This window comes from Microbacterium sp. H1-D42, assembly GCF_022637555.1.
Lineage (GTDB): Bacteria > Actinomycetota > Actinomycetes > Actinomycetales > Microbacteriaceae > Microbacterium.
Genome location: NZ_CP093342.1, coordinates 3,392,519 through 3,409,425 on the forward strand (window position 1 = coordinate 3,392,519; position 16,907 = coordinate 3,409,425).

General features: G+C 68.1%; 14 protein-coding genes. 3 read left to right on the forward strand and 11 right to left on the reverse strand.

Annotation, left to right across the window (positions count from 1 at the left end):
* Together MNR00_RS15965 and MNR00_RS15970 are read left to right on the forward strand one after the other, a co-directional pair.
* On the forward strand, positions 1-690 hold the full coding sequence (locus MNR00_RS15965; RefSeq protein WP_241926895.1) for a response regulator transcription factor: 690 nt from the start codon (positions 1-3) through the stop codon (positions 688-690).
* 16 nt (positions 691-706) lie between these two features.
* Positions 707-1,795 (forward strand): HAMP domain-containing sensor histidine kinase, encoded by a 1,089-nt coding sequence (locus MNR00_RS15970; protein ID WP_347271917.1) that lies wholly within the window; start codon positions 707-709, stop codon positions 1,793-1,795.
* A gap of 27 nt (positions 1,796-1,822) precedes the next feature.
* On the opposite strand, the gene MNR00_RS15975 is transcribed toward MNR00_RS15970, so the two are convergent.
* Genes MNR00_RS15975 through MNR00_RS16005 form a run of 7 tightly spaced genes read right to left on the reverse strand, consistent with a single transcriptional unit; the run spans position 1,823 to position 11,083 of the window.
* Positions 1,823-2,503 carry an N-acetylmannosamine-6-phosphate 2-epimerase gene (locus MNR00_RS15975; protein WP_241926896.1) on the reverse strand — a complete coding sequence of 227 codons (681 nt, stop codon included), beginning with the start codon at positions 2,501-2,503 and terminating at the stop codon, positions 1,823-1,825.
* On the reverse strand, positions 2,503-4,023 hold the full coding sequence (locus MNR00_RS15980) for an SDR family NAD(P)-dependent oxidoreductase (protein ID WP_241926897.1): 1,521 nt from the start codon (positions 4,021-4,023) through the stop codon (positions 2,503-2,505). The genes MNR00_RS15975 and MNR00_RS15980 overlap by 1 nt, the downstream gene beginning before the upstream one ends.
* Positions 4,024-4,073: 50 nt before the next feature.
* Positions 4,074-4,832 carry an SDR family oxidoreductase gene (locus tag MNR00_RS15985; protein ID WP_241926898.1) on the reverse strand — a complete coding sequence of 253 codons (759 nt, stop codon included), beginning with the start codon at positions 4,830-4,832 and terminating at the stop codon, positions 4,074-4,076.
* 8 nt (positions 4,833-4,840) lie between these two features.
* Complete coding sequence (locus tag MNR00_RS15990; RefSeq protein WP_241926899.1) at positions 4,841-6,028, reverse strand: NAD(+)/NADH kinase; 1,188 nt, start codon at positions 6,026-6,028, stop codon at positions 4,841-4,843.
* Positions 6,025-7,593 (reverse strand): aminomethyl-transferring glycine dehydrogenase subunit GcvPB, encoded by a 1,569-nt coding sequence (gene gcvPB / locus MNR00_RS15995; RefSeq protein ID WP_241926900.1) that lies wholly within the window; start codon positions 7,591-7,593, stop codon positions 6,025-6,027. Before gcvPB ends, MNR00_RS15990 begins: the two co-directional genes overlap by 4 nt.
* Entirely contained in the window at positions 7,590-8,975 is a 1,386-nt protein-coding gene (gcvPA, locus tag MNR00_RS16000; RefSeq protein ID WP_241926901.1) for an aminomethyl-transferring glycine dehydrogenase subunit GcvPA, read from the reverse strand. Before gcvPA ends, gcvPB begins: the two co-directional genes overlap by 4 nt.
* Entirely contained in the window at positions 8,972-11,083 is a 2,112-nt protein-coding gene (locus MNR00_RS16005) for a beta-galactosidase (protein WP_241926902.1), read from the reverse strand. The genes gcvPA and MNR00_RS16005 overlap by 4 nt, the downstream gene beginning before the upstream one ends.
* 157 nt (positions 11,084-11,240) lie before the next feature.
* Here MNR00_RS16005 and MNR00_RS16010 point away from each other — a divergent pair, with 157 nt between their 5' ends.
* The gene (locus MNR00_RS16010) at positions 11,241-11,897 is read left to right on the forward strand and encodes a GntR family transcriptional regulator (protein ID WP_241926903.1); all 657 of its coding nucleotides are present in this window, start codon (positions 11,241-11,243) and stop codon (positions 11,895-11,897) included.
* Between the two features lie 45 nt (positions 11,898-11,942).
* On the opposite strand, the gene MNR00_RS16015 is transcribed toward MNR00_RS16010, so the two are convergent.
* The 4 genes from MNR00_RS16015 to MNR00_RS16030 are packed head-to-tail and all read right to left on the reverse strand — an operon-like array spanning position 11,943 to position 16,808.
* Entirely contained in the window at positions 11,943-13,595 is a 1,653-nt protein-coding gene (locus MNR00_RS16015) for a hypothetical protein (protein WP_241926904.1), read from the reverse strand.
* Positions 13,592-14,536, reverse strand: coding sequence for a carbohydrate ABC transporter permease (locus MNR00_RS16020; protein WP_241926905.1), 945 nt, complete (start codon positions 14,534-14,536; stop codon positions 13,592-13,594). Before MNR00_RS16020 ends, MNR00_RS16015 begins: the two co-directional genes overlap by 4 nt.
* On the reverse strand, positions 14,533-15,504 hold the full coding sequence (locus MNR00_RS16025; RefSeq protein ID WP_241926906.1) for a sugar ABC transporter permease: 972 nt from the start codon (positions 15,502-15,504) through the stop codon (positions 14,533-14,535). Before MNR00_RS16025 ends, MNR00_RS16020 begins: the two co-directional genes overlap by 4 nt.
* Positions 15,501-16,808, reverse strand: a complete 1,308-nt coding sequence (locus tag MNR00_RS16030) for a sugar ABC transporter substrate-binding protein (RefSeq protein WP_241926907.1) — start codon at positions 16,806-16,808, stop codon at positions 15,501-15,503. Before MNR00_RS16030 ends, MNR00_RS16025 begins: the two co-directional genes overlap by 4 nt.
* Between the last annotated feature and the right edge of the window lie 99 nt (positions 16,809-16,907).

A 16,907-nucleotide genomic window follows, 5' to 3' on the forward strand; every position in this document is an offset into this window, starting at 1 on the left:
ATGCGCGTTCTGATCGTCGAGGACGAGCCCCTGATGGCCGAGGCCATCCGCGATGGGCTCCGGCTGGAGGCCATCGCCGCCGACATCGCCGCCGACGGCGACACCGCGCTCGAGCTGCTGACGATCAACGCCTACGACCTGGCTGTGCTCGACCGCGACCTGCCTGGGCTCTCCGGGGACGACATCGCCCGCTGGATCGTGGCCTCTGGCAGCGGCATCCCGATCATGATCCTGACGGCCGCCGACCGCCTCGACGACAAGGTCTCGGGTTTCGAGCTGGGCGCCGACGATTACCTCACGAAGCCGTTCGAGCTGCGTGAGCTGGTGATGCGTCTGCGCGCGCTCGATCGCCGTCGGGCTCACGCGCGGCCACCGGTGCGAGAGCTCGCTGGTCTGCGCCTGGATCCGTTCCGTCGCGAGGTGTATCGCGATGATCGCTATGTCGCGCTGACCAGGAAGCAGTTCGCCGTTCTCGAGGTGCTCATCGCCGCTGAGGGCGGGGTGGTCAGTGCGGAGGAGCTGCTGGAGCGGGCGTGGGATGAGAACGCGGATCCGTTCACGAATGCCGTGCGCATCACGGTCTCGGCGCTGCGCAAGCGTCTTGGCGAGCCATGGGTGATCGCCACGGTGCCCGGTGTCGGCTATCGCATAGATACCGCGCCGCAGGGAGACGTCGATGCCGACCGGTAGGCTCCCCGGGCTGAGCGTGCGGACCAAGCTCGCGTTGACGTACGCTGGATTCCTGATCGTCGCCGGCACCGTGTTGCTGACGGTGGTCTTCCTGTTCCTGCTGCGCTACGTGCCCGACGGCGCCATCACCGCCGATCGGTTCGTGCCCAATCAGTCAGACCTGGTGCGCGCGTTCACGCCGGCGGTCAGCTGGGCGATGCTGTTCCTTCTGGTGGTGGGGCTGCTGGGCGGCTGGTTCCTCGCAGGGCGCATGCTGGCGCCGCTGAACCGCATCAGCCGGGTCGCGCAGCTCACCGCGCAGGGGAATCTCGATCGGCGCGTGGCGATGCCGGGGCGCCGCGATGAGTTCCGCGACCTCGCCGACGTGTTCGACACCATGCTGGACCGCATCCAGGCGCAGATCGCCGAGCAGCAGCGTTTCGCGGCGAACGCCTCGCACGAGCTGCGCACGCCGCTGGCGATCACCCAGACCCTGCTCGAAGTGGCAGAGGCCGACCCCGACCGCGACGTCGACGCGCTGCTGTCGCGCCTCACCCAGGTCAATGCTCGCGCGGTCGAACTGACAGAGGCGCTGCTGCTGCTGGCGCGCGCAGATGGCCAGGCGTTCGAGCGCCGACCCGTCGACCTCTCACTGCTGGTCGAGGAGGCGACCGAGAATCTGCTGCCGCTCGCCGAGAAGCGCGGCATCGTCCTGGAATCGATGGGCACCCCGACGCGCGTGATCGGCTCGGACGCACTGTTGCTGCAGCTGCTGACCAACCTGATGCACAACGCGATCGTGCACAACGTCGGCCCCGGCGGCTACGTGGGGGTGCGGGTGGCGGCCGAACCGGATGCCGTCGTGCTGACGGTCGGCAACACCGGGCATCCGATCTCGCCCGAGCTGCTCTCGACGCTGGCCGAGCCCTTCCAGCGCGGCGCTGGACGCACGCGTCAGACGGGCAGGGAGGATGCTGACGCGGATCCGTCGGTCGACCACGGCGGTCTCGGGCTCGGCCTCGCCATCGCGCAGAGCATCGCCAGGGCGCATGATGCGCAGCTGCGCTTCACCGCGCGGGCGGAGGGCGGGCTCATGGTCGACGTCCGGTTCCCTCGCGCGGAGTGACCCGGACCCGCCCTCCGACGCTGACGCTCAGCCGATGGCGTCCACGAACCACGAGGTGATGGTGGACGGATGCGTGATCGCGGTGCCGACGCAGACGCTGAAGGCACCGGCCGCGAGCGCCGCGGCTGCCTGGGCAGGCGAATGGATGCGCCCCTCGGCCACCACTGGCAGGGAGCAGGCCTGGGTCACCAGTGAGATCAGCTCGAGGTCCGGCCCGTCGGTCTTCGGCCGCTCGCCGGTGTAGCCCGAAAGCGTCGTGCCGATGATGTCAGCGCCTGCGGCTTCGGCCGCGATGGCATCTTCGAGCGACCCGCAGTCCGCCATGATCAGGGCGTCGCTGCGCGCGCGCAGCCCCGCGATCGTCTCCGCGAGCGTCAGACCGTCTGGCCGTGCCCGCCGTGTGCCGTCGATCGCGACGATGTCGGCACCCGCATCGGCGACCGCGATCGCATGCTGCAGGGTGGGGGTGATGAAGACGTCGGAGTCGCCGTCCTTCCACAGACCCACGACCGGCACCGGCAGGTCGGCTGTGGCGCGGATGTCGCCGATGCCCTGCACGCGGATGCCACTGGCACCGCCCACCAGCGCGGCTTTCGCCACCTGCGCCATCGTGTTCGGGTCGCGCATGGCCTCGCCGGGGTAGGCCTGGCACGACACGATGAGCCCGCCGCGCAGGCGTTCGATGATCTCGCTCGCGGGCATGCTCATCACCAGGGGTTCGGCTTGTAGTCCTTCAGGAACACGCCGTGCAGGTCTACGCCGGCCTCGCCCTGCACGATCGGGTCGTATACGCGCGCGGCGCCGTCGACGAGGTCGAGCGGTGCGTGGAAGCCCTCTTCTGCCAAGCGCACCTTCGTGTAGTGCGGACGCTCATCGGTGATCCAGCCCGTGTCGACAGCGGTCATCAGAATGCCGTCGGTCTCGAGCATCTCCCCGGCGCTGGTGCGGGTGAGCATGTTCAGCGCGGCTTTGGCCATGTTGGTGTGCGGATGCCCCGGTCCCTTGTACCGGCGCGAGAACTGCCCCTCCATAGCCGAGACGTTGACGACGTAGGTGCGGCGTGCACTCGACGCGGCCATGGATGCCCGCAGTCGGCTGATCAGCAGGAACGGCGCCGTGGTGTTGGCCAGTTGCACCTCGAGCATCTCGAGCGGGTCGACGTGCTCGATGTTCTGCACCCAGCTGTTCACGGTGTTCACGTCAGGCACGAGGCCGCCGGCGTCGATCGCGGTGCCATCGGCGTGCTTGACCAATGATGACGAGCCAGGTGCCATCGCCAACCGTGCCAGGTCCTCGGCGGTCAGCGCCTGCCCGCCCTGCTCGGCGACCGTGCCGCCGAGCGCTGCCACCGACAGCAGGGGGTGCGCATCCACGGATGCCTGCAGCGCCTGCGGGTGCGGGTCGGCGGTGTGCCCGAACGTCTCCATCTCGGGCAGCGGTCCGTCCGGGAGCGGCTGCAGCTCAGCATCCGCCAGCAGCGAGTACGAACCCGGCGAGCGCCGCACGGTCTGCGCGGCGTTGTTGATCAGGATGTCGAGCGGGCCCTGGGCCGCGACCGAGTCCGCCAGGCCGATCACCTGGGCGGGGTCGCGCAGGTCGATGCCGACCACGCGCAGCCGGTGCAGCCAGTCGGCGGAGTCCGGCAGCGATGAGAACCGGCGCACGGCGTCGCGCGGGAAGCGAGTGGTGATCGTCAGGTGCGCGCCGTCGCGCAGCAGCCGCAGCGCGATGTGCATGCCTATCTTCGCGCGGCCGCCGGTGAGCAGCGCGCGGCGGCCCGTGAGGTCGGTGCGCGCGTTGCGCTTGCCGTGGCTGAAGCGCGCGCACTCGGGGCAGAGCTGGTGGTAGAACGCGTCGACGATCGTGTACGGCTGCTTGCAGATGTAGCAGTTGCGCGGCTTGAGCAGCTCACCGGCGATCGGGGCGTCGGTGACGCTGGTGGCCAGGTCGTTGCCGCGGGTCTCGTCGTCGATGCGGTCGGGGGCGCCGGTCGCGGTGCGAGCGACGACGGCCTTGTCGGCCTCGGCGATGGCATCGCGGATCTCCTTGCGACGCGCGCGCTTCACGGCCTTGAACATGTTCGAGGTGCCGCGGCGGACTGCCAGGTAGTCGGGATGCTCCTGGTCGACCTGATCGAGGGCTGCGAGCACCCGGAGCGTGGTCGCGAGGTCATCGGGGTCGATGCCGGAGGGGATGCCCGCGAAGGGCTCAGAGGGACCGCTGGTCATTGGGCCGATTCTACGCGAGCCGGCTGGGCGCGCGCCCGGCGCGGACGCCGTCAGGCGATGCCACCGCCGTCCACGACGAGCGCCGAACCGGTCACGTACGAGGAGTCGTCGCTCGCAAGCCAGACCACGGCCTGTGCGATCTCGCTGGGCTGCCCCATCCGGCGCAGCGGGCGGTCGGCGGCCTCGGCGAGAAACGTGGCCGGGTCCTGCCCGAGCTGACGTGCCTCGTCACTGAGCATCCCAGTGTTCACGTCGCCAGGGTTGACCGAGTTCACGCGGATGCCGGCGGGTCCGTGATCGATCGCCAGCGCCCGGGTCATGTTCACGACCGCCCCCTTCGAGGCGCAGTAGGACAGCGCCTGCCCGCCGCCCTTGAGCCCCCACCCGGAGCCGGTGTTGATGATCGAGCCGCCACCCGCGGCCTCCAAGATCGGCACTATGTGCTTGCACATCAGGAAGATGGAGCGCACGTTCACACCGAACACGCGGTCCCACTCCTCGACCGTCGTCTCGACCGCGGTGGTGCGGCGGATGATGCCGGCATTGTTGAAGACTATGTTCACACCGCCGAGTTCGGCGACTGCGGTGGCGACGACCCGCTCGATGTCGGACTCGCTGGCGACGTCGGCGGCGATCGCGATCGCGGTACCTCCGCCCTCGCGGATCTCGGCGGCCACTGCTTCGGCGGCCTCGGCGTTCAGGTCGACGACGGCGACGGATGCGCCCTCCGCGGCGAGCGCAATCGACGTGGCGCGGCCGATGCCGCCGGCTCCGCCGGTGACGATGGCCTTCTTGTTCTCTAGACGCATGGAGTTCCTTACTGTGTGGGGGCGAGTTCGGGGGCGATGACGGCGTACAGGCTGCTGATGCCGACGCCCGTGATGATGCGCATGTGTCCGGCCAGCTTCGCATCGAGCTCGGCATCACCGGTGTCGACGATGAGTGGACGGCCGTGCAGGTCGAGCAGTTTCTGCTCAGGCGCGACGATGAGAAGGGGGGCGTCGCCGAGGCGGCGCAGGACTGATGCCGAGAGCTGCTGATTGCCGCGGCCGAGCAGGAACCCCTGCCCTCCGATGACCGTCACCACGGCCTGCGCCGGGCCTTCGGCGATCTCAGCGAGGAGTTGCCGCTCACTCGCGGCGGCCCTGACGAGAGCGCCGTCGAGGACGACGTCGACGCCGAGCGGGGAGCCTGTCACGCCCAGTTGGCTGGCGACCTCGGCGGTCGTGCCACCTGGTCCGAGGAGATAGCGGATGCCGGGCCGCATCTGCGCGATGACACCGCGCGCGGCCGCAGCGACGGCGGCTGCCTCGGTGGCGGGAGTCGCGGCTTTGCGCGCCTGGGTGCGGCCGCCGCGGTACGGCACCCGAAGGAACCCGTGCAGGACCGGGTCAACGCGGGTGCGGCGCATCGCAGCCTCGTCGATGTCGAGCACCTCTCGCTCTTGGACCGGCAGTCCGTGCTGTGCGACCCATTCCGCAGCGATGGCCCCCGCCGCGCGGGGGCTGACGGCGAACACCGGGGAGTACATCTTCACTCCGGCCGGGACACCGAGCACCGCGGGCATCCGTGCCTCCGCGGACGCCGCAGCACCCAGCCCGGCGACGGCATCCCGCAGCGTCCCATCGCCGCCGACGACGAGCACGAGTTCGGCGCCGGCAGCGGCCACCGCGGCGATGGCACGCGACGTGTCGACGGCATCCGTGCCCGCTGCCCGGTCGCCACTGTACGAATCGGACTCTGACTCCTCGTCCGCCCCGTACAGGACGTGGGGTGCCAGGCCGGCCGCGCGCACGGCATCCGCCCCCATCTCACCGGCCGCCGTGAGCACGACGAGGCTCGGATGCTGTTCAGCGAGCACCCGCAGCGCGATGGCCGTCCGCTCCTGCACGCGCGAACGGGCGCCGCGCGCGATGGCGAGGCGCTGCACGTCCGCGCCGTCGGAGCCGGCGAGCCCAGCAGGCCCGCCCACTCCGGCGACAGGATTGACGACCAGTCCGATCACGACGAGAAGTACTTGCGCTGGTAGGCCCGCCACGTGATCGCCCAGCGCTCCGGGTCGTCGAGGTCGTCGTGGTGCGTGTGGTGCACGGTCTGGTTGTGCGGAGCTGTGCGCACGACTTCTGGTGTCTCCCGCGCCTCGCGCGCCACCTCGGCCAGCGTCGCTGCATACTCGTCGAGCTCGGCCATCGAGTACGACTCGGTCGGCTCGAGCGTGAACGGCTGCGGCACCACGTACGGGTGGTGGCTGGTCCAGTAGTGCATGCCGAAGTCGGTCATCCGCACGCCGATCTCCTCAGAGGAGACGCCGGTGTCCTGGAACAGCTCCTCCCAGGAGTAGCGCACCTGCTCGATGCGGCGCCTGCCCGCCGCATAGGGCGCGGACGCCCCCGGAATCGCCAGCACGCGAGCCATCAGATAGTTGTTGTTCAGCACCGCGATCTCGGCCGCCGCGAGCAGTCCGGGGGCACCGAGCGCCATGATCCACGAATAGGCGCGCACAAGATTGGGGATCACGCCGTGAAATGGCGCCACTGCCCCGATCGACTGGGCGCCGGCCTCGGCGACGTCGAACGTGCCGTCGTCCGCCCGAATCACCCGCGGACCCGGCAGGAACGGTGCGAGGGCTGCGCTCACCGCATTCGCACCCGCGCCTGGTCCACCGCACGCGTGCGGGGTCGAGAAGGTCTTGTGCAGATTGAAGTGGCAGACATCGAACCCGGCGTCGCGGGCACGCGTGATGCCCAGGATGCCGTTGGCGTTCGCCTGGTCGTACGAGGCCAGCGCGCCGACGGCATGCGCGGCATCCACCCATTCCCGGATCGCCGGGTTGTAGATGCCGGTGTCCTCGGGGTTGGTGACCATGATCGCCGCTGTCTGCGGCGACAGCGCCGCCTTCAGCGCGGCCAGATCGGGATAGCCATCGGCATCAGGGAACACCGTGATGACCTCGTAGCCGGCGGCCTTCGCCGCCGCCGCATTGGAGGGGTGGCTGAAGATCGTGGTGATGACCTCGCGGCGCTGCTCGCCCTCGCCGTTCGCCTCGTGATATGCGCGGATCATCGCGATGTTCGACCAGATCGCGGCCGAACCGCCCTGAGTCTGCAGCGAGACCTCGTCCATACCGGAGATCTCCGCCAGCATCCGCTCGAGGTTCCAGACGATCTCGAGCACGCCCTGCGCATCGGCCGGGTCCTGGTGCGGGTGCATGTCAGTGAGCTGCGGGGTGCCGATCAGCTGGTCGTTGATCTTCGGCGAGTACTTCATGGTGCAGGTGCCCTGCCCTACATCGACGTTGAAGTCGGCGCCGAGGTTCTCCTGAGACAGGCGCAGATAGTGCTTGAGCACGCGCATCTGCCCCATCTCGGGGAGCTTCGGCTTCGACAGGCGGCGCAGGGACGCCGGCAGGGCGCCGACCACGTCACCCACCGCGTCACGCACACCCGGCTCGACCTGCGACACGAGCACGCCGCGCTCACCGGGCGTGGACAGCTCGAAGATGATCGGCTCGTCCCAGCGAGCCTGCTGGAAGCGGCGCAGCGCCGGCTTCGGGGCGACGGGGAGGCTCATCGCTTGTTCTCCTCAGCGAGTTCGGGGGTGATGACGGAGGCGAGCGCGCTCGCCAGGGTGTCGATGTCGGCCTGCGAGTTGAGTTCGGTGACGCACACGAGCAGGCGGTGCGGATCCACGATCACGCCGGGCTCGATGCCCCTCGCGCGAAGTGCTGCGACGATGTCGGCGGCGGGCACGTCGAACGTGACGGTGAACTCGCGCAGGTGCACGGCATCATCGTCGAGCGTCACACCGGGGACAGCGGCTAGCGCCCGTTGCGCGTACCGCGTGCGGGTGAGCAGGGTCTCGCCGAGTTCGGCCATGCCGTCCGGTCCCATCAGAGAGAGATAGACGCCAGCGGCGATGCCCCAGAGCGCTGCAGCCGTGCCGACCCATTCCTTCCCCTCTTCGCGGTGTGCGAAAGAAGTCCGGTCGTAGGCGACGTCGCCGAAGCCGTACTCGCCGGGGACGTCGGTGGTCGCGAGGCCGAACAGCCGAGAGGGCAACTCCATGACGAACCTCGGGTCGTCGTGCACCGCGATGAAGCCACCGTGTGCGCCGCCGTACCACTGATGAAGTCCGAGCGACTGGATGTCGCCGGTGACGATGTCGGCGCCGTTGAGCGACGGCGGGGTGAGGATGCCGTAGCCGATCGGATCCGTTCCGACAACGAGCACCGCGCCGACGGCGTGCGCGGCGTCGGCGATCTGCTGCAGTGCGGCCTCGACGGCTCCGGTGGCGCTGGGCGTCTCCACCCACACGGCAGCGACGTCATCGCCGAGCGACGCGGTCACGGCGGCGATGTCGGCGGTGCCGCCGGTCGTCGGGACGTGCTCCAGCGTCAGGTGGGCGCGCACGTAGTCCGCCACCTTGGCGAGTTTGGCCGGCAGCACGTCGCTGGCGACGATCACGCGGGTGCGGCCTGTGATCCTCCCTGACATCGTGAGGCCAGTGGCGGTGGCCTGGTAGCCGTCATAGGTGGGGACGTTGACGACATCCATCTCGAGCAGTTCGGCCATCAGGGACTGGTATTCGAACAGCGCCTGAAAGCGACCGTGGTCCTCGTACGGCTCACCGGCGTAGGCGGTGAGGAACTCGCTGCGCCCGATCACCTCGTCGACGACAGCCGGCACGTAGTGGTTGTAGACGCCAGCGCCGAGGAAGCTGAGGCGCGTGCCGGTGGGCGTGTTCTTCGCCAGGATGCCGCGCACGTGCCGAGCCAGATCCTGCTCGGCGACGAGAGGTGCGGGCAGATCGAGCGGGCGATTCAGGCGCAGCGACCCGGGCACGTCGGCGTAGAACTCGTCGACGGATGCTGCACCGACGACCGCGAGCATCGCTGCCTGTGACTCGGGCGCGGTGTTGGGGATGTACGGATGCACGAAGTTGTCATTCGTCATGCTTGCTCCTTCACGTGGTTGTCGGGAGATTCGTTCGGGATGATCGTCGAGAACGGGGCGGTCTCGGATCGGGGCGCCGCCAGTACCGCGACGCCGTAGCGGTCAAGGTCGAGGCGGCCGGAATGGCGTATGCCGGTGAGCAGGTCGGTCGCGGCTGCGCCGAGCTCGAACGCCACGGGATTGCGGCCGTGGTTGAGGTAGAACGTATAGTCGGTGTTCCCGTCGGTGCGGGTGATCACCTCGGCGTCGACGTCGACGTGCTCGCGCGTCGGGAGACCTGCCGTGCGCAGGACGTCGCGGAACACCGGCAGCATGCTGTCCCGTTCGAGCATCGCGCTGAGGTACCAGGCAGAGCCGGATCCGACGGCGCGACGGGTCACCGCGGGCAGTCCGGCCAGCTCGCCAGACGCATAGGCGCCGCGGATCTCGACGCCGGCATCCGCCTCGATCCACTCGCTCCAGCTCGGCGCGATGAGCGTCTCGCCGGCGTAGTCGATAGTCTCGGTCAGCTCTTCGGCGATCGGCCACTGCTCGTCGACCTCGATGCCCAGCAGGTCGCGCAGTGGGCCGGGGGCGCCGCCATCGTGCACCTTCTCGGTGGCGTCCACGGCGCCGGAGAACGGACCGACCACGAGATGCCCGCCTCGTTCGACGAAAGAGCGGAGCGCATCAGCCTGCGGCTGCTCGGTGATGTACAGGTTGGGCACCACAACGACGTCGTACCCGTCGAAGGGACCGGTGGCGCGCACGGCATCCGTCGGCTGGCCGAGCGTGTACAGCGCCCGGTGCCATTCCCGCGCCTGACGGGACCACTGCAGACGCTGCGACGGCAGCGACTCGAGGGCACTGGATCCCCACCAGGAGTCCCAGTCGACGACAAGCGCGACCCGCGAGCGCACCCTGGTGCCGCGCACCGGCTCGAGCTTCTTCAACTCCAGTCCCAGGGCCTTCGTCTCCCGGAAGCTGCGCGAGCGCTCTCCGCGGTGGCCGAGCATCGATGAGTGGAACTTCTCCTGCCCGTACTTCGCCTGACGCCACTGGAAGAACATCACGGCATCAGAACCGTGCGCGACGGCCTGCAGGCTCTCGACCCGGATCTTGCCCGGCGCCTTGGGGACGTTGACGTCGCGCCAGCTGGTGGCACTGGCCGAGGACTCCAGCAGCAGCCACGGCTGTCCGCCCTTGAGCGAGCGCATCAGGCCGTAGTTCAATGCCGCGCCGACGTGGGCGGTCGGATCGGCCGGCTCCGGGTAGGCGTCGTCCGTGACGACATCCTCGGCGGCGGCGAAGTCCCAGTAGTTCAGGTCGCGGAACATGCTCATGAAGTTCGTCGTCACCGCGATGTCGGGGGTGATCTCGCGGAGCACATCGATCTCGATCTGGAACAGCTCGAGCAGGGCATCCGATGAGAATCGCTCGAAGTCGAGAAGCTGGGTGGGGTTGGTCGGCCCTGGCGCCTTCTTCGGCGTCTCGATGTGCTCCCACGAGGTGTACCGCTGCCCCCAGACGTTGACGCCCCAGGCCTCGTTGAGTCCGTCGAGGTCGCCGTAGCGGTTCTGCAGCCAGCGACGGAAGTGCCGTGCCGACTCCGGGCACCAGCAGCGCGAGGTGTGGTCGCCGTACTCGTTCGAGATGTGCCACATCGCCAGCCCAGGATGCTCTCCGTAGCGCTCGGCCATGGCGCGCGTCATCCGGGCGACGTTCTCGCGCCAGATCGGCGATGACGGGCAGTAGGTCTGGCGGGAGCCGAACTCGAGCCGGTGGCCGTCGACGTCCCACGGGGCCATCTCGGGGTGTGCGCGCAGCAGCCATGATGGCGGGGTCGCGGTGGCCGTCGCCAGATCGATGCGGATGCCGTTCTCGTGCAACAGCTCGATGATGCGGTCGAGCCATGCCCAGTCGTAGACGCCGGGCTCCGGCTCGAGCTGCGGCCAGCTGAAGATCGGGAGGCTGACCATGTTCACGCCGGCTTCGCGCATCAGACGGATGTCCTCATGCCAGGTCTGCTCCGACCACTGGTCGGGGTTGTAGTCGCCGCCGTAGGCGAGTGCGTCGATGCGGACGCGTCGGATCGGCTGGTCACCACCGTCCACTGAGGATGCGGGCACGAGGACTCCTCTCTGAGTCTTGTTCACGGATCCCGTCCTGCGCTGGCGCATTCGGAGACGTCACTGTATTCTGTATACACCACAGTAGGTCGTCGTGCGGGGACCGTCAAGCCATAGGCTGACAGGCAGGGCGTGACGCAGAAGGGGGAACCGGCCGATGGCCATCGAACGCAAGAATCTGCGCTCCCAAGTGCGAGAGGAGCTCCTCGCCCGCATGCGGACAGGACTCGTGCAACCCGGAGAGGGCATCAACGAGGTCCAGCTCGCGGCTGAGCTCGGCGTCAGCCGCACCCCGCTGCGCGAAGCCCTGATCGCGCTCGAATCCGAGGGACAGATCGAGAGCGAGAACGGCAAGGGCTTCCGCTTCGTGCCGCTGAGCGCCTCGGAGTTCCGCGACCTCGCCCCCGTGATGGCGAACCTCGAGAGCCTCGCCCTCGAGCTCAGCCCACCCGACGAGCTGCGCGCGATCGGCGCGCGCCTGAAGGAGATGGCGGATGCCTTCGCCGATGAGCTCGTCGAACACCAGCTCGTCATCACGAAGGACGATGAGTGGCACACCCTCATGCTCTCGGCCTGCCCGAACACTCGCCTGCTCGCCGTGATCGAGAGCGTGCGCAGCTCGTTCCACCGGTACGAGTCGCTGCTGGTCCCTGAAGACGTCAAGGTCGAGCGCGTCGCCGCCGAGCACGCCGAGATCGCCACCCGCCTCGCAGCGGGCGACGTCGCCGGCGCGATCGAGGCATTGAAGACGAACTGGATGCACGGCATGCAGCGCATCCTCGACAACGCCACGAGCAGCTACTTCACGGCGTAGGGCCGCACAGCAGCATCCGCTCGTTTCGACAGGCTCAGCGACGGGTCAGACCGACAGTCCGACGGCCAGATCGATAAACAGGGCCGCGGACCAGCCGAAGGCGGTCGTCGCGCGGTCGGCTTTGAGGCCCGTGCGGGGGTTGAAGTACTCGTGCGGGCCCCCGCCGTGGATCACGAGCGCCACAATGTGTTCCCGCAGTTCTCGGGCCCGCTCTGGCCAGCCCGAGGCCTCGAGGCCCTCGGCGACGAGCATGCTCGTGTTCACCCAGATCGGGCCGCGCCACATCCGCTCCGGTGAGAAGTCGGGGTCGGATGCCGCCACCGTCGGCAGCCCCCACTCCAGTCCGAACCGCTCCGGGTCGTCGACGGCATGACGAAGGGCATCCGCGACGGCACCCGGAAGCGTTCCGGTGAGCAGCGGCATGAGGCCGACCACGGTGTCGCTGAACTGAACCTCGCCCCCGCCATGGGCGAGGAATCGACCATGCTCCGGTGACCACATCTTCAGCAGCAGCTGCTGCGTCGCCGCGGCCCGCTCGCGGAACCTCGCCGGGTCGACATCCGGCTCATAGCGTTCGAGCAGATCGGCGATCTCACGATCCTGCCGTACGAGGTACGCGCCGAGGTCTGGGGACGCGGTCGGCAGCGGCCCGTCGAAGATGGGGCTGTCGTCGAGACCGGAGGAGTACGGATGCCCGTACTCCGGCATTCCATCGTGATCGAGGTCGGAGCCCGCGAACCACCAGTCCTGCGAGGCGACGATCCTGGGCAGCTGCTCCCGAGCGAACGCAGGGTCATCACCGACCGCGAGCACCTTGCGCAGTGCCCACGCAGCCAGCGGCGGCTTGGTCAACGGCACCGGAGTGCTCGGGTCGGCGATCTGCGAGCCGGCGCGACGGAGGTTGACGCGGTCGCTCTCCGGCAGATCGTCGCTCGTCGCGAGCACTCCGAGCTCGTGCACGACGTCGGGGAGCTGCCCGTCGGGCCGAGGGAATCGGAACGCGATCGACAGTTGCTCGCGGGCGAGCTCGGGATCGCCGTGGCGGGCCCCGACGGCGATGAAGTACGCGTCCCACTGCCAGAGTCCGACGTAGCCGATCTTCGACGGCACGATCGCGCGGGCGTCGCCCAGCGACGGCAGCTCCACGATGTTCGCGCCGAGCACCCACCAGCAGAACGCGGCCATCTCCTGGAGGTCGTCGCGCACGATCGGGCACTTGCCGAACCAGTCGTCCCAGATCGCACCGGTCGCAGCAAGGGCGCTTGCGTGGTCGCCCGGCTCGACGCTCACGCGGCGATCGGCGGCGACGTGCAGTCGGATGCCGTCCACGAGCGGATGCTCCTCGACACCGCCGTCCGGGCGCTCGAAGCGCAACCGCATGCCTGCATTGGCCGCTGATCCGGTGGAAGGACCGAGGCTCAGCGTCGACGGGTCAGCGAACGTGAGCGTCGCCTCCGCACCGGATGCCCCGAAGCGCACCCGCCCCGGCAGCACATCGACGACCGGAAGCGCCTGCCCCTCGGCATCCGTCACCGTCAGCGAGTCGAGCACGCGGCACTCCGAGAGCCGCTTCTCGTACTCAGAGGTGTGCACACGGACCCCATCGGGGGCGCGGAACACGAGCACGCGCGAGCGCGGCAGCGTGAATGGGGCCGAGACCAGGTCGAGGTGCTTTCCGGCGAGCGCGGCGAGATTCATCGTCCTCCGAGGCCCGAGGCGGCCATGCTGTTCAGGATCTTGCGCTGACCTATCACGAAGACGATCAGCATCGGAATGGTCGAGATCGCCGAGGCTGCCGTCACCAGTCCGTAGTTGACCGAGCCGAACTGGCCCGAGAACGAGTTCAGCAGCAGCGGCACGGTGAAGAGGTCCGGCGAGTTCAGCAGCACGAGCGGGAACAGGAACGCGTTCCACACTCCGAGTGACACGATGATGCTGAGCGCGGCGAGTCCGGGCTTCAGGTTGGGCAGGATGACGCTCCAGAACACTCGCCATCTGCCTGCGCCGTCGATGATCGCCGCCTCCTCGAGTTCCTTCGGCAGTGACAGCACGAACTGACGCATGAGGAACACGGCGAAGGGGTTCGCCAGCAGCCCAGGCACGATCAGCGCGAGGTGCGAGTCCACCCAGCCGAACTGCGACATCAGCAGATAGAACGGGATCAGCGTGACCTGTGCAGGGATCATCTGAGTCGCCAGGAACACGATGAAGATCACCTTGCTGCCCCGGAACGGGATGCGGGCGAAGGCGTATCCGGCCATCGATGCGGTCAGGAGCGTGCCGATCACGACCAGCACGGCGATGTAGATGCTGTTGATGTACGCCTGGCCGAACGGCACAGCGGTCCACGCCTCGGTGTAGTTCTCGACGGTCCACGGGCTCGGGATGAACGACAGCGGATCCTTGAGCAGCTGAGGCAGTGTCTTGAACGACGTCAGCAGCATCCACACGAAGGGGAACACCATGCCGATGCCCCCGATGACCAGGAGCACGTGCAGCACGCTGGAGTTGATGCGCCGCTTGGCGCGATCTCGCACCGGTGCACTGCGCTGGCGACGACCCGGGGCGATGATCGCCACGGTCGAATCGGTGACCGGCGGCTGAGTGCCGTCGGTGAGTCGGGCGGCGGGGATGCTCACGCGGAGTCCTCCTCGTAGTGCACGAACTTCTTCTGCGCACCGAACTGAATCGCCGTGATGATCAGGGTGATCACGAGCAGAATGATCGATGCGGCGCTCGAGGGTCCGAATTCGAACCGCCGGAAGCCGAGATCGAAGATGTGATAGACGATCGTGCGGGTGGCGTTGTCGGGTCCGGCGTTGGAGACGAGCACGTAGACGGTGTCGAAGGTCTGCAGCGACGAGATGAACGCTACGACGCTGGAGAAGAAGATGATCGGCGACAGCAGCGGCAGGCGGATGCTCCAGAAGATCCGCCACGCGCCGGCTCCGTCGATGCGCGCCGCCTCGATGATGCCGGGGGAGATGTTCTGGAGTCCGGCGAGGAAGATGACGACGTTGAGTCCGAGGGATGCCCAGATCGTGACGATGCACACGGCGATGAGCGCGAGTTTCGGGTCACCCAGCCAGTCGGGTGGCGCGATGCCGAAGATCCTCGAGATTGTCGCCGACATGATGCCGTCGGCCCGGAACATCTGCTGCCAGATCATCGCCACGGCAACCGTCGAGGTCATCACGGGAGCGAAGAACAGCACGAGGTAGAGGGTGCGGGTCTTGAGCTTCTCCAGGGCGATCGCGATGACGACGGCCAGCCCGAGCCCGATCGGCACCGTGACGATGGCGATGAAGAGGGTGTTCGCGATCGAACGCCAGAGCAGCTCGTCCTGGAACTGGTCGGTGAAGTTGGCGAAGCCCACCCACTCCAGTTCGGTGAGCCCGTTCCATGAGGCGAAGGCGAGCACGAGGCTCGCGAAGAACGGCAGGACGACGAACAGGCCCATGCCGATGAGCTGGGGCCCGACGAACAGGTAACCCCAGCGACGATCCCGGCGCCGCCACGCCGATTCGGTCCGCCGGGGTGGATCGGGGAGTGTCCCCGAGGGGGCGGTCGCTTCCTCGACCGCCCCCTCGATTCCGGACGTCGTCATTCGCCCGTCTTCTCCGCAACCAGATCTGCGACCTCGTCGAGCGTGGCCTTGGCATCCTGCTTCCCCTCGTACAGCTTGAGGAAGATCTCGGCGATATCGGTAGGCAGGTTGGGCACCCGCGCTTCGGCGGCATAGTCGACGAAGCCGATGTCGCGCATGTCGAGCATGGTCTGCGCGTGCGGCGGGTAGTCATCCTCGAGCACGACCTCGTCGGCGCCCTTGATCGACGGCACGGCGTTGCCGTCACCGGACAGCCGCGAGATCTGACCCTGCGCGCTCAGGAACTCGGTCCAGAACAGGAACGCGGCGTCCTTCACCTTCGTCCCGTTGTTGATCGCGAGGTACGACACGGCGACGCCGGTCGGCTCCTCGGCACCGTCTGGGGTGGGCCAGCGCACGATGTCGACATTGTCGGCCGTGCCGGCCTCTTTGACCGTGCTGATCGTGTAGCGGCCCTGGATGAAGAAGCCCGCCTTGCCGGTGACGAACAGGCTGTCGGCGCCTGCGCCGTCTGGCAGTGTGTCTGCGACGATGAACTGCCCGTCCTGGACGCGGTCACCCAGCTCCTGGATCAGCTCGACCGACTCTTCATCCTTGTTCGCGACGAAGGCGCCGGAGTCGTCGTACGGCGCGGCGGCACCCTGCGAGGCGAGCCAGCCCCAATGCGTGGCCCAGTAGTTCCAGAACATCGTCCCGCCGATGCCGGCGTCGGCGAGCTTGTCGTTCATCTCGAGGAACTTCTCGGTGGTCCACTCGCCGTTCTCAGCCAGCGTCGCCGGGTCCTCGGTGATTCCGGCCGACTTCAGAGTCGCCTTGTCGTACCAGAGGACATCGGGGTTCGAGTCGTTCGGTGCGCCGTAGTAGTCTCCGTCCTTCTCGGCTGCGCCGAACAGGCCGGGGAAGAAGTCATCGGGCGTGCTCTGGCTGGCATCCGACTCCATCAGATCGGTCACCGGCAGGAGCCGGCCCGAGTCGATGAACTGGCCGATCTGGTCATCGCCGATGTAGAAGACGTCCGGCGCCTTGTTGGCCGCCAACTGCGCGAGCAGCTTCGGGTGGTAGTCGCCGTAGCCGGCGACGGGCTGCATCTTGACGGTGATCTCAGGGTGACGGTCCATGAACTCCTTGTTGAACGCGTCATAGCGCTTGAGTTCATCGGCGCTGCCCCACGTCGACCAGACGACCGTCGCAGATCCGTCAGCAGCGGGTCCGTCACCACCGCTGCCGCTGCACGCGGCGAGCCCCAGCACCAGGGAGCCGGCGGCTCCCAACGCCAGATACCGCGTCACCTTCGCACGAACCATCTCGCTACCTCTTTCATCATTGGAAGACTGTGTCGGGAACGCCGCAAGGCGTACCCGTATTCTGTATACAGAACTCAGATGTGTCAAGAGTGTTGACGG

What these genes read in the sequence shown, in the direction of transcription:
- MNR00_RS15965 (WP_241926895.1), top strand. Translation starts at nt 1, where the DNA reads ATGCGCGTTCTGATCGTCGAGGACGAGCCCCTGATGGCCGAGGCCATC.
- MNR00_RS15975 (WP_241926896.1), bottom strand. Translation starts at nt 2,503, where the DNA reads ATGAGCATGCCCGCGAGCGAGATCATCGAACGCCTGCGCGGCGGGCTC.
- MNR00_RS15980 (WP_241926897.1), bottom strand. Translation starts at nt 4,023, where the DNA reads ATGACCAGCGGTCCCTCTGAGCCCTTCGCGGGCATCCCCTCCGGCATC.
- MNR00_RS15985 (WP_241926898.1), bottom strand. Translation starts at nt 4,832, where the DNA reads ATGCGTCTAGAGAACAAGAAGGCCATCGTCACCGGCGGAGCCGGCGGC.
- gcvPB (WP_241926900.1), bottom strand. Translation starts at nt 7,593, where the DNA reads ATGAGCCTCCCCGTCGCCCCGAAGCCGGCGCTGCGCCGCTTCCAGCAG.
- gcvPA (WP_241926901.1), bottom strand. Translation starts at nt 8,975, where the DNA reads ATGACGAATGACAACTTCGTGCATCCGTACATCCCCAACACCGCGCCC.
- MNR00_RS16010 (WP_241926903.1), top strand. Translation starts at nt 11,241, where the DNA reads ATGGCCATCGAACGCAAGAATCTGCGCTCCCAAGTGCGAGAGGAGCTC.
- MNR00_RS16015 (WP_241926904.1), bottom strand. Translation starts at nt 13,595, where the DNA reads ATGAATCTCGCCGCGCTCGCCGGAAAGCACCTCGACCTGGTCTCGGCC.
- MNR00_RS16025 (WP_241926906.1), bottom strand. Translation starts at nt 15,504, where the DNA reads ATGACGACGTCCGGAATCGAGGGGGCGGTCGAGGAAGCGACCGCCCCC.
- MNR00_RS16030 (WP_241926907.1), bottom strand. Translation starts at nt 16,808, where the DNA reads ATGGTTCGTGCGAAGGTGACGCGGTATCTGGCGTTGGGAGCCGCCGGC.